This is a genomic window from uncultured Enorma sp. (assembly GCA_905210055.1).
GTDB lineage: Bacteria > Actinomycetota > Coriobacteriia > Coriobacteriales > Coriobacteriaceae > Enorma.
Window position 1 is genome coordinate 25,352 of sequence record CAJLVH010000005.1, and the last position, 12,243, is coordinate 37,594.

The 12,243-nt window shown below is 64.3% G+C and carries 8 protein-coding genes; 1 reads left to right on the plus strand and 7 read right to left on the minus strand.

Features of this window, described 5'->3' with window-relative positions; all coding sequences use genetic code 11:
- Window positions 1-297: 297 nt before the first annotated feature.
- The 3 genes from groL to QZ079_RS00975 all read right to left on the minus strand — a co-directional run bounded on the left by groL (window position 298) and on the right by QZ079_RS00975 (window position 4,307).
- On the minus strand, window positions 298-1,935 hold the full coding sequence (groL, locus tag QZ079_RS00965; protein WP_291289692.1) for a chaperonin GroEL: 1,638 nt from the start codon (window positions 1,933-1,935) through the stop codon (window positions 298-300).
- 52 nt (window positions 1,936-1,987) lie between these two features.
- A complete protein-coding gene (gene groES, locus QZ079_RS00970; protein ID WP_291289691.1) occupies window positions 1,988-2,275 on the minus strand; it encodes a co-chaperone GroES in 288 nt (95 codons plus the stop codon).
- A gap of 358 nt (window positions 2,276-2,633) precedes the next feature.
- Window positions 2,634-4,307: an amidohydrolase gene (locus tag QZ079_RS00975; protein ID WP_297033891.1), complete on the minus strand. Its 1,674-nt coding sequence runs from the start codon at window positions 4,305-4,307 to the stop codon at window positions 2,634-2,636.
- A gap of 275 nt (window positions 4,308-4,582) precedes the next feature.
- Between QZ079_RS00975 and QZ079_RS00980 the strand changes: the two genes are divergently transcribed.
- On the plus strand, window positions 4,583-5,794 hold the full coding sequence (locus QZ079_RS00980) for an amidohydrolase (RefSeq protein WP_291289689.1): 1,212 nt from the start codon (window positions 4,583-4,585) through the stop codon (window positions 5,792-5,794).
- 132 nt (window positions 5,795-5,926) lie between these two features.
- Here QZ079_RS00980 and QZ079_RS00985 read toward each other — a convergent pair whose 3' ends face one another.
- The 4 genes from QZ079_RS00985 to ligA form a co-directional block, all read right to left on the minus strand.
- Window positions 5,927-6,640, minus strand: coding sequence for a Bax inhibitor-1 family protein (locus tag QZ079_RS00985; RefSeq protein ID WP_291289688.1), 714 nt, complete (start codon window positions 6,638-6,640; stop codon window positions 5,927-5,929).
- A gap of 143 nt (window positions 6,641-6,783) precedes the next feature.
- Window positions 6,784-8,838, minus strand: a complete 2,055-nt coding sequence (locus QZ079_RS00990; protein ID WP_297033896.1) for an ABC transporter ATP-binding protein — start codon at window positions 8,836-8,838, stop codon at window positions 6,784-6,786.
- Window positions 8,838-10,637: an ABC transporter ATP-binding protein gene (locus tag QZ079_RS00995; protein WP_297033898.1), complete on the minus strand. Its 1,800-nt coding sequence runs from the start codon at window positions 10,635-10,637 to the stop codon at window positions 8,838-8,840. The genes QZ079_RS00990 and QZ079_RS00995 overlap by 1 nt, the downstream gene beginning before the upstream one ends.
- A 271-nt stretch (window positions 10,638-10,908) precedes the next feature.
- A partial coding sequence (ligA, locus tag QZ079_RS01000; protein WP_297033901.1) for an NAD-dependent DNA ligase LigA occupies window positions 10,909-12,243 on the minus strand: 1,335 nt, incomplete at its 5' end.

A 12,243-nucleotide genomic window follows, 5' to 3' on the forward strand; every position in this document is an offset into this window, starting at 1 on the left:
GTCACCAACCTTTCGTTTTTGGCCACAACCGCACGCGGCGAGCGAAGCGACGCCGCCCGCGCACGCGCCGAGCGAGCGAAGCGAGCAATGGCGCCCGACGCCCCCGCATCCCCCCGCCTGCGCGGCGAGCCCGAAGACGCAGGGAAGCCCCCGGCCTTCCCCTGAGCGATTCCGCAGGCGCGGCCGCCGCCCGCAGAAACCGCCGGAGGCGGTTTCCCGGACGGCGGCCATGCGCCGAGGACAAGCGAAGGGGAAAGCCGAGGGCTTCCCGGCTGGAGTCAAAGGCTCAGCTAAGCCTTAGTACATGCCGCCACCCTGCGCACCGGCGGTAGCGGCGGCGATGGCGTCCTCGAGCGCGGTGTTCTTCGGCACGTCCGTCACGGTCGCCTCGGTAATGAGGATGAGCGAAGCCACGGAAGCAGCGTTCTGCAGCGTGGTACGGGTAACCTTGACCGGGTCGAGCACGCCCATCTCGATCATGTTGCCCCACTCGCCATTCGCGGAGTTCAGACCCTCGCCCGCGGGCAGCGTGGCGACCTTGTCAACCACGACAGCACCCTCGAAGCCGGCGTTCTTCGCGATGGTCGCCACCGGCGCGGTGAGCGCCTTCTTGACGATATCGACGCCAATCTTCTCCTCGGGGTCATCGATCTCAACGGCGTCGAGCGCGGGAATGGCGTCCATGAAGGCCACGCCGCCGCCGGCGACGATGCCCTCCTCGACGGCCGCGCGGGTCGCCTGCAGAGCGTCCTCGACGCGATGCTTGATCTCCTTGAGCTCGGTTTCGGTCGCAGCGCCGACCTTGATCACGGCAACGCCGCCGGAGAGCTTGGCGAGACGCTCCTGGAGCTTCTCGCGGTCGAAATCAGAATCGGTATGCTCGAGCTCGGCCTTGATCTGAGCGACGCGAGCCTCGATGGCCTCCTTGGTGCCGCCGCCGTCGACGATGGTGGTGTTATCCTTCGTGACGGTGATGGACTTCGCGGTGCCGAGCATGTCGGGCGTGATGTCGGCAACCTTGATACCCAGCTCATCGAGGGCAGCCTGGCCACCGGTGAGGGCGGCGATGTCCTCGAGCATGCGCTTGCGGCGGTCACCGTACCCCGGTGCCTTCACCGCGACGACCTGGAGCGCGCCGCGAATCTTGTTGAGCACGAGCGTGGGCAGCGCCTCGCCGTCGATGTCCTCGGCGATGATGAGCAGGCCCTTACCAGAGCGCTGGACAGCCTCGAGAACAGGCATGATGTCCTGGACATTAGAGACCTTCTGGTCCGTGATGAGGATGTAGGGATCGCGGAGCGTGGCCTCCATGCGGTCGTTATCGGTAACGAAGTACGCGGAGACATAGCCCTTATCGAACTGCATGCCCTCAACGGTGTCGATCGTGATGTCGAACGTCTGCGAATCCTCGACGGTGATGACGCCGTCCTTGCCCACGACGTCCATGGCGTCGGAGATCTTCTCGCCAACCTTCGGGTCGCCGGCGGAGATGGTGCCGACAGACGCGATCTGCTCCTTGGTCTCGACGGGCTGCGCCTGCTCCTTCATCTCGGCCACGGCGGCGTTCACGGCCTTCTCGATGCCGCGACGGATGGCGAGCGGGTTGGCACCGGCGGCCACGTTGCGCAGGCCGTCGTTCACGATGGCCTGGGCGAGCAGGGTCGCGGTAGTGGTGCCGTCACCGACGGTGTCGTTCGTCTTGGTGGCGACCTCCTTCACGAGCTGAGCACCCATGTTCTCGATAGGATCCTCGAGCTCGACCTCCTTGGCGACGGAAACGCCGTCGTTGGTGATGGTCGGCGCGCCGAAGGAACGCTGCAGCGCAACATAGCGACCCTTGGGGCCCATGGTGACGGTTACGGCGTCAGCAAGCTTGTTGACGCCCTTGGCGAGCTTGGCGCGCGCCGTGGTATCGAAGGTGATGTCCTTAGCCATTTGTTCTTCCTCCAACTAGATAAGCTGCATGTGGATTACACGAGCGCGGGTGCTACTCGACGACCGCATAGATGTCGTCGGCGCGCATGAGCAGGTAATCCTCGCCGTCGATCTTGACCTCGTTGCCACCGAACTTGCCATAGATCACGGTATCGCCAACCTTGACGTCGATGGGCATGCGCTCGCCCTTGTCGTTGAGCTTGCCGGCGCCCACGGCGACGACCTCGCCGCGCTGCGGCTTCTCCTGCGCGTTGCTCGCGATATACAGGCCGGTCGCGGTCTTCTGCTCCGCGGGCTCCGGCTTGATCAGGACGCGATCACCAAGCGGCTTCAAACTCATAGAAGGTTCCTCCTTCGTCGGTTGCGCGGGCGCGATGGCACTCGCTGCACCAATCCGTTACGTACGCAGTGAATAGTACCCAGCTGCGCGAACTTATACAACTCGGTAGCAAAAAATCTTATTAAATGACACTTAGATTTTATGAGTGAGCACAGATGTCTAGGGCACGTGGGGCGACCCCATGAAAAACCCCATGAGATAACTCCCGCCGTTTTTACACGGGTCATCCGAACCCTGTAAAATAACCCCAGCGACTATTTTACAGGGTTGTACGGAATGGCCGCTGAGCCATCCGCATGAAGCTGCCCTGCACACCGCACAACAACATGCCTCCCGCCAAAAGCCCCTCGTTATAGCGTTACGCTTCGAATACGCAGCGACCGCCTACGTAGGTCGCGAGCACACGCGTAGCCTGGATATCATCCGCCTCGCACGCGGTGAGGTCGTGGTCGAGCACAACGAAATCGGCGAGCTTGCCGGCTTCAAGGCTCCCGAGCTCGCACTCCCGCCCCGCGGCGCACGCGCTTCCGAGCGTGTAGTTCCTGAGCGCCTGCGCCATGGGAATGCGCTCCTCGGGCAGCCAACCGCCCGCGGGCTCGTGCGTCACGGGATCTTGCCGCGTTACCGCCGTGTAAAGCACATTCATCGAGGTAACCGGCGTGATGGGGGAATCCGTGCCGAACGCCTGAGTAACGCCCAGCCGCTCGTACGTCGCGAACGGCCACATGATCCGCGACCGCTCCAACCCCAGGTCGCGCTCTGGGCCGCCCGGGTCGAGCGTGATGTGGCACGGCTGGGACGACGCGACCACGCCCAGCTCCGCAAGGCGTGACAGGTCGCCGGGCAGCAGATTCTCCAAGTGCTCGAGCGTGTTCCTCCCCTGCTTGGGCGCTCCGAAACGTGCCGCTGCTTCTTCGAAGATATCGAGCGCCGCATGGATGGCGCCGTCGCCGATGGTGTGGATGCGCACAGCATGGCCGCGTTCCGCCGCCGCCAGCACGAGCTCGCACATGCGCTCCGCGCTCACCGTAAGATGCCCGCGGTCACCCGGGTAGCGCGCGTTCGTATACGGCTCGGTGAGGTACGCCGTATGCTGGCTCGACACGCCGTCGAAGAACTGCTTGAAGCCTGGCGCCTTGATGAGCGTGCTCGCGCCGGGCGCGTCGTAGCGCTCCTGCAGGCGCTCCAGGCGCGCCTGATCATCGAGCAACGTGGGGAACAGATGCGCGCGCAGCGTGAGCGCGCCGCGCGTGTCGAGCGCCTCATAGATGTCCTCGCGAATGAAATCGCAACCCGGCAGCGGCATGAGCGACATGTCGCAGATCGACGTGATGCCCTGTGCCGCCATGCGCGCCATCTGCTCGGTGTAGGCGCGTTCGAAGTCCGCCTGGGTGAGCCATTCGAGCAGGCGCGGCTGAAGCTCCATGGCCGCCGCCTCGCGGATGATGCCCGTGAGCTCGTCGTTTTCGTCGCGGTCGTAGATGCCGCCCGCAGGGGGCTCGGAATCGTGCGAGATGCCGAGCGCCTCGAGCGCGCGCGAGTTCAACCAGAGCGTGTGCCCGTCGCCGGAACACATTGCGCAGGGCCTGTCCGGAAACGCCTCGTCGAGCGAGCGCTTCGTGGGAGGCACGGGCGGATCCCAGCGGTAGTCGCGCCAGCCTTGCGTGACGACCCACGCATCCGGCGGAAGCGTGGCGGCGAACTCGCGCGTGCGCGCCACGAGCTCAGCCTCGCTCTCGCCCATGTGCATGAGCACGTAGGGCGAGTTGTAGACGGCCGTGTGGAAGAAGTGCAGGTGAGCGTCGTGGAAGCCCGGGCAAATGAAGCGGTCGCCGAAATCCGTGACCGGTGTACCGGCCGGACATGCAGCGATGACGTCATCCGGTGCACCGATGTGCGCGATGCGACCGGATCCTTCGGCATTGGAAGCACCTACAGGAAGCTCGACCGCGAACGCGAGCTCACGCGGCACGTCGACGCCGCGCTCCGCCGTGAATACGCGCTTCGACCGGACGATGAACACATTGCCCATGGTTCCTCCTCGTACGCCGTATGCGTCATATGGGGACGGCCGCATACCGTCCTGTTGCTCATGTTGGGACAGGCCTTGAGCCTCTCACCCAGCTACACTATAAACCTGTCCCCCTGTGCGACAAACGCTAACGCCCCGTCTCGTCATGGGCACGAGCGTCTTTGCCGCTCGCATCTCCCGCTTTTGCTTATTATGGGAGATAGCGCGAACTTCGGCTGACCGTATCTCCCACAATCGCATATTCTGGGAGATGCGAAAGCGTGCGAGGAGGAACCATGGGCAGCGAAGTGACGAAACGCATCCAGCAGCTCGGCCATGCGGCGGAGCCGTATATCATCGAGCAGCGACGGTACTTCCACCAACACCCGGAGCTCAGCCTGCAGGAATTCGAGACGACCAAGGCCATCGCCCGCGAACTCGACGCCATGGGCATCCCCTACGCACGTCCCACCGCCACAGGGCTCATCGCCACGCTCGCCGGCACCGCGCCAGACGCGTATCTCCCCGATGGCAGCCCGCGCCGACGCCTGCTCATCCGCGCGGATATCGACGCGCTCGCCGTCACGGAACGCACGGGCGAGCCATTCGCCAGTGAGCATGAAGGGGTCATGCACGCCTGCGGCCACGACTGCCACATCGCCATGCAGCTCGGGAGCCTCCGCGTTCTCTCGCAGATGCGCGATGCCCTCCACGGCGAGGTGCGCGCCGTGTTCCAGCCCTCCGAGGAAAACGGCGGCGGATCTGCCCTCATGATCAACGCGGGCGCGTGCGAAGGCGTGGACGGCGCGTACGCCGCGCATATCTGGAGCGAGGTCGCCGCAGGCACCATTTCCTGCGAGCCGGGGCCGCGCATGGCGAACACGGACTGGTTCCGCGTGGACATCCGCGGCACCTCCTGCCATGGCGCCATGCCGCAACGTGGCGCGGACGCCATCATCGCCGCGGCAGAGATCGTCAACAACCTACAGACCATCGTGAGCCGCGACCTTAGCCCGTACGAGCCAGCCGTGGTGACCGTGGGTGAGCTGCACGGCGGCACCGCGCGCAACGTCATCGCGGGCACCGCCTACCTCACAGGCACGGTACGCACGTACAGCGCATCCGCGCACGAAGCCATGCCGAAGCTCATCGAGCGCATCGCCATCCATACCGCACAGGCACTGGGTGCCGAAGCGGAGCTCACCGAATACACCGTCGCGCACGGTGCCGTGGTGAATGACGAGATGGCTTCCGAGCGCTGCCGGCGCGCAATCGTCGAGGTGCTGGGGACGGAGGCTGTGGGGCGCTACCAGGGCACGCTTTCCGGCGAGGACTTCTCGCGCTACCTTGAGCTCGTGCCCGGCGTGCTCGCCTTCGTGGGCACGCGCAACCCCGCGATCGGCGCGACGTTCGCCCAGCACTCGTGCTTCTACAAGGTGGACGAGAGCGTACTCGCGAAAGGCGCCATGCTTGCCGCGCAGTACGCAGTCGATTTCCTGGCCGAATAACAGGCGGGCGCGACATATCGATTAACCCCAGGAACCATTCTTGCCTTGTGAGGTCATTTCATACGAAACGGGCGAGCGGCCGAAGCCACTCGCCCGCGCAATGTTAAAAACCCCTGGGGTTATTTTACATGGCTAGTCCCTGCGACCGAAGATGGCCAAAAGACGGATGAACACGTTGATGATGTCGAGGTAGAGCTCGATGGCATACCACAGCGCGTTGCTGAGCGTGGGCACCGCGGTGGAGGCGCGATGCACGTCGTAACCGATGAAGCCGCAGAAGAGCAGGATGACGACGATGTCCGTCGCGGACTGCTGGACGCCCATGAGCGCGAGCACGAGTTCAACGACGATGATTGCCAAGAGCCCCGTGAAGAGCACGCCCTGGATGCGCTCGAAGAACTGCGGGAACATGATGCCCGCAGCGCCGAACACGATCATGATGCCAGCGGTCGCGGAGAACGCGAGCGAGATCGTCTCCATGCTATACGACATGAGCGCGAGCGCCGTGGTGAAGCCGAACGTCAGGGTGAAGAGGGCATAGCCGATGAGCCCCAGCGTGAGGTTCTCCTTGGCGCGGCCGATGCTCATGGCGATGATGCCGCCGATGCTGCCCACGAAGGTTCCAATCATGAACATCGTGGAATTGCGCATGATGAAGAGCAGGAATTCGTACGTTCCGGCGATGTGGGAGCACGCCGCCATGATGACGAACGAAAGCACCACGAACCCCGTGAGCACGATGTTGTACAGACGGCGTGAGATAACCTGGGGAGCAGGACCCTGCTGGTAAATCGGGCTACCGTACGGATCGTACTGCTGGCTCTGATACCGCTCGACTTCGTTCATAGTTTCCTCCGATCGGTGAACCGGGAATCCGTGCGGCTCCCGGTCAAGTTCCGTTCAGTGTACCCAAGTATACGGCCTTTCTTGCATGCGTGCTGCGAGATTACTGTAATGAGTTGGTTGGGGACGGGTTCCTTTCAACCCCCCTAGCTCAGCTCGAGCATGCCGGTGTAGAGCTGGTAGTACCGTCCGCGCAACGCAAGGAGCTCATTGTGGCTGCCGCGCTCCACCACGCGCCCATGCTCGAGCACGATGATCGCGTCGGCGTCGCGCACGGTGGAAAGCCGGTGCGCAATCACGAACGTCGTGCGCCCGCGCATGAGCTGATCCATGCCGCGGCCAATGAGCATCTCGGTTCGCGTGTCGATGCTCGAAGTCGCCTCGTCCAGAATGAGCACCGGCGGATCTGCCACGGCGGCGCGCGCGATGGCCAGAAGCTGGCGCTGCCCCTGGGAGAGGTTCGCGCCGTCGGAAGTCACTATGGTCTCGTAGCCCTGCGGCAGGCGGCGGATGAAGCTGTCGGCATTCGCGATCTTCGCCGCCGCGCGCACCTCTTCGTCGGTGGCTTCGAGGCGACCGAAGCGGATGTTGTCGGCGATGGTACCCGTGAACAGGTGCGTATCCTGCAGCACGATGCCGAGCGAGCGGCGCAGATCGTCCTTCGCGATGTTCTTCACGTTGATGCCGTCGTAGGTGATCTCGCCTTCTCGCACGTCGTAGAACCGGTTGATGAGGTTCGTAATCGTGGTCTTGCCGGCGCCCGTGGAACCCACGAACGCGATCTTCTGCCCGGGCTTGGCGAAGAGGTTGATCTGGTGCAACACCTCATGCCCTGCCTCGTAGCCAAACGTCACATCGTGGAAGCGCACGTCGCCGCGAAGCGGCAGGAGCCCCGTCGCGACCACGGTACCATCCGCGCCGAGTGCCGCGTCTTGCACCTGCGCACCCATATCCTCGGCAGCAACGTGCTGCGGCGCGGCTTCGTCTCCGGTACCGGCCATTGGCTCGGCCGTAGCACCACAAGACGATGAAGCCCCCTGCTGGGTCTCGCGCGCCGGCGAAGCCACGGTTTGCCTGGCGCCAACGGGCTCGCCCCCATGCCCGTCCTTCGCAAGCGGCACGAGCGCGCCCCAAGCGCCCACGCCGTACCCTGCGGGAATCTTCCACGCCCATGCGTCCTCGCCAGTCTTGACGAGCGTTACGCGGCCTTCGTCCACCTCGGGCGTCTCATGCATCACGGAGAACACGCGCTCCGCGCCGGCAAGGGCGGAAAGCAGGAAGTTCGACTGCTGCGTGAACTGATTGATGGGCATGGCAGTCTGGCGCACGAACACGAGATAGCTCGCGAGCACGCCCACATCAGTCTGGCCAGTGAGCGCCATCCAGCCGCCGAGCACCGCCACGATTGCGTAGTTCATATAGCTGATGGACACGACCGCCGGGATCATCGACGCGGCATACGACTGCGCGCTCGTGCCCGCCACGCGCAGGCGTTCGTTCTTCTCGCGGAAAGAGAACACGTTGGCGCGTTCGCGGTTGAAAACCTTCACGACCTTCTGGCCGGTAACCATCTCTTCGATGTAGCCGTCGAGCTCGCCCAGCACACCCTGTTGCCGCTGGTAGAACGACCGGCTCTTCTTCGTGGAGTACGAGATGTAGGCGAACATGCACACGTAGCCCACGACCACGATGAGCGAAAGCTGCCAGTTGAGCACGAAGATCATGATGAGTGTGCCCACGATCTGGATGAACGACTGAATCACCATCGCGAAGCTGTTGTTCATCGCCTCCGCCACGGTATCCACGTCGTTCGTGAAGTAGCTCATCACATCGCCGCGGTTGTGGTTGTCGAAATAGCGCAGCGGCAGCGTTTGGATGTGGGCGAAGAGGTCACGCCGGATGTCGACGAGCACCTTCTGCGCGGCATGCACCATGAACTGGGTGTAGCCGAACGCCGCGAGCACGCCCACGCCGTAGATGCAGGCCGTGAGCACGATCCCGGCGATGAACGAGTCGTACGAGCCCAACGCGAGCGCGTCGACCACCGGTCGGATCATGTAGGTGCCCAGCAGGTTCGCCACAGCGGATGTCGCCACGAGCAGGGCAACCGCGCCGAAGATGAGCTTGTGGCGGCCGAGATACGAGAGCAGCTCGCGCACGGTGGCGGCAAGGTTCTTCGGCTTGTTACCGGGAGCGGCCATCAGCGCTCACCCCCTTCCCCGTGCGGCAGTCTGGAACCCGCTGCGAGACCAGCGCGTGCCGATTCCGCCGCAGGGTCGCCGCCATGTGTTTGAGATTCGTATATCTCCTGGTAGATGCTATCGGTCGCAAGCAGTTCCTCGTGCGTGCCCCGAGCATGGACGCGGCCGTCATCGAGCACGATGATCTGGTCCGCATCTTGCACGGAGCCCACGCGCTGCGCGATGATGATTTTCGTCACGCCCTCGAGCGCCGCGAGGTTCTGCCGGATCGCGGCGTCCGTCGCCGTGTCGACCGCGCTCGTGGAATCGTCGAAGATGATGACCTTCGGGTGCTTCAGCAGCGCGCGGGCGATGCACAGGCGCTGCTTCTGCCCGCCCGAGACGTTTACGCCGCCCTGGCCGAGGTCATAGTCGAGGCCGCCGGGCAGCCGGTCGAGGAACTCGTCCACCCGCGCCTGCCGACACGCCTCGAGCAGCTCTTCCTCGGTCGCCTTGTTGTTCCCCCACAGAAGGTTCTCGCGCACCGTGCCGCTGAAGAGCACATTTTTCTGCAACACGATGGCGACGGCGTCGCGGAGCTTCGCGAGGTCGTATGCACGCACATCGTGCCCGCCCACGAGCACCGCGCCCTCGGTCACGTCGTAGAGACGCGGGATGAGCTGCACGAGCGTCGTCTTGCCGGAACCGGTGCCGCCCAAGATGCCCACAGTCGAGCCGGCGGGGATGTCGAGGCTCACATGCTCGAGCACGCGCTCGCGGGCGTCCGCGCGATACTTGAATGAGACGTCGCGGAATGCGACCGACCCGTCGGCGACCTCGGTGCGCGCGCCTGCGGGCGAAGAGAGATCCACAGGCTCATCGAGCACCTCGCAGATGCGGTGCACGCTCGCGAGCGAACGGGTGAGCAGCAGGAAAACGTTCGAGATCATGATGAGCGAATTCAGGATCTGCAGCACGTAGGAGAGAAAACCCGTGAGCTCGCCCACCTCGAGCGTCTCGCCCAAGATCATCTGGCCTCCGAACCACATGATGAGCGTCGTCGCAGTGTACATCGACACGTAGAGCACGGGCATGTTGAGCACGGCAAAGCGAAACGTGTGCTCGCTCGTTGCGGCGAGCCCCTGGTTGACGCGACGGAACTGCTCGCATTCGTAGTCGCCGCGCACATACGCCTTCACGGCGCGCACCGCGGTGAGCATCTCCTGCACCACGTCGTTGAGCTTGTCGACCGTACCCTGCAGCACGCCGTAGAGCGGCCCCACGTGGCGCACGATGAAGACCATCGCGAGCGCCATGATGGGCGTGACGGCGCAGAACACGAGCGCGAGCTCGGTGTTGAGGTAGAACGCGAGGGCGAAGCCTATCACGAGCATCACCGGTCCGCGCACCATGGGGCGAAAGCCCGCGTTGAGGGCGTTTTGGATCACGGTGACGTCGGTCGTCATACGCGTGACGAGTGAGGATGTCTCGAAGTGGTCGAGGTTCGCGAAGCTGTATTCCTGTACGCGCTCGTACTCCGCCGCGCGCAGGCGTGCACCCAGTCCGTAGGTCGCCCGCGCCGCGAAGCGCGCATAGGCAAGCCCCGTGACGAGCGAGAGCAGCGCGCATATGGCCATGAGGATGCCCTGGCGGAAGATGAAGTCCAGGTCGCGCGTCTTTACGCCCACGTCAATGATATCCGCCATGAGAATGGGGATGACCATCTCGAAGGCGCTCTCAACAATGACGAGCACCATGCCCAAGATGGCGTCGCGGCGGTAGTGCCCGAGATAGCCGATGATACGGCGAAGCTCATGCATGGGCCGCCCCCTTCCGCGCGGAAGCGCGCACCATACTCCGACGGAAATCTCCCATGCTCCGCTCATCTCCAAGCTATTGATGTATCGCGTTGATGCATCAACTATGAGCGTGTTGGCCGTCGCGCGTCAAGGAGTGAATCTCAGTTGTAATCGAAGCGCGGTCTCTATACTCGGTAGGATCACCCAGCCGAACGGGGCAGTCCTCCCGCCAGAAGGGACAGTCCCTTTTGGCGGGAGGACTGTCCCGTTCGGCAGTGGATTGCCCGCAATCTCAGAGGATTTCGCCGGTAGCGAGCACGTGCTCGAGCTGCTCCTCGTTGAGGACGGAAACGCCCAGGCTTTCGGCTTTCGCAAGCTTCGAACCCGCGCCAGGGCCTGCAACCACGTAACTCGTCTTCTTGGACACGGAACCCGTCACCTTCGCGCCGAGCGCCTTTAAGGCCGCACCCGCCTCGTCGCGTGTGCGGCGCTCGAGCGTGCCGGTGAGCACGAACGTAAGCCCGGCGAGCGGTTGCGCCGCGACCAGCTCCTCGGCCACGCCCATCTCTTCGGCCGCACGCGCCGCCTCTCCGGAAAGATCTTCTTCCAGCGTGAGCCCCGCCACGCGCAGGCGCTCGAGCACAGCAAGATTTTCGGGCACGCCGAAGAATTGCTTCACGCTCGCCGCGATCTTCGGCCCCACGCCGTCGACAGCGGCGATTTCGTCCGCATTCGCCACGACGAGCGCGTCGAGGGTGAGGAAGCGCCGCGCGATGACCTCGGCCACGCTCTTTCCCACATGACGGATGCCCAGCGCGAAGAGCACGCGCGAGAGCGGCTGCGCCTTCGACTTCACAAGCTCGTCCACGACCTTCTGCGCGATGGTCGCACCCACGGGGATGGGGTCGCCCGCACGCACACCGCGACGCTTGTCGTCCTTAAGGTACGTGCGCCCCGTGTCGAGACCAGCCAAATCGTCGACGGAGAGCTGGTAGAAATCCGCCACGTCGCGCACGAGCCCCGCCTCGATGAGCTTATCGATGAGCTCGTCGCCCACGCCGTCGATGTCCATGCACCCGCGACTCACCCAATGCGCGAGACGTTCCTTCACCTGCGCAGGGCAGTCGATAGAAACGCAGCGATAGGCGACCTCGCCCTCTTCATGCACCACAGGGCTGCCGCAGGCAGGGCACGTCGCAGGCATTTGCCACGGGAGCGCGCCCTCGGGACGCTTGTCGAGCACCGGCCCCACGACCTCGGGAATCACGTCACCCGCCTTGTGCACCACGATCGTATCGCCCACACGGACGTCCTTGCGATGCACCTCGTCCTCGTTGTGCAACGTCGCTCGCGCGATGGTGGAGCCCGAAACCATCACCGGGTCGAACTCCGCGACCGGCGTGAGCACGCCCGTGCGCCCCACCTGGATGCGGATCTCGCGCAGCACCGTCTGCTTCTCCTCCGGCGGGAACTTGAACGCAATCGCCCAGCGCGGGGCGCGCGCCGTGAAGCCGAGCTCGTCTTGCTGGGCGAAGCTGTCGACCTTCACCACCACGCCGTCGATGTCGTAATCCAAGTCGGCGCGGTGCGCGAGGGCGTCGGCACAGAACGCATGCACCTCGGCGGG

Bases quoted from the DNA above. Each gene is read 5' to 3' on its own strand.
- groL (WP_291289692.1), bottom strand. From the start codon at position 1,935: ATGGCTAAGGACATCACCTTCGATACCACGGCGCGCGCCAAGCTCGCC.
- groES (WP_291289691.1), bottom strand. From the start codon at position 2,275: ATGAGTTTGAAGCCGCTTGGTGATCGCGTCCTGATCAAGCCGGAGCCC.
- QZ079_RS00975 (WP_297033891.1), bottom strand. From the start codon at position 4,307: ATGGGCAATGTGTTCATCGTCCGGTCGAAGCGCGTATTCACGGCGGAG.
- QZ079_RS00980 (WP_291289689.1), top strand. From the start codon at position 4,583: ATGGGCAGCGAAGTGACGAAACGCATCCAGCAGCTCGGCCATGCGGCG.
- QZ079_RS00985 (WP_291289688.1), bottom strand. From the start codon at position 6,640: ATGAACGAAGTCGAGCGGTATCAGAGCCAGCAGTACGATCCGTACGGT.
- QZ079_RS00990 (WP_297033896.1), bottom strand. From the start codon at position 8,838: ATGGCCGCTCCCGGTAACAAGCCGAAGAACCTTGCCGCCACCGTGCGC.
- QZ079_RS00995 (WP_297033898.1), bottom strand. From the start codon at position 10,637: ATGCATGAGCTTCGCCGTATCATCGGCTATCTCGGGCACTACCGCCGC.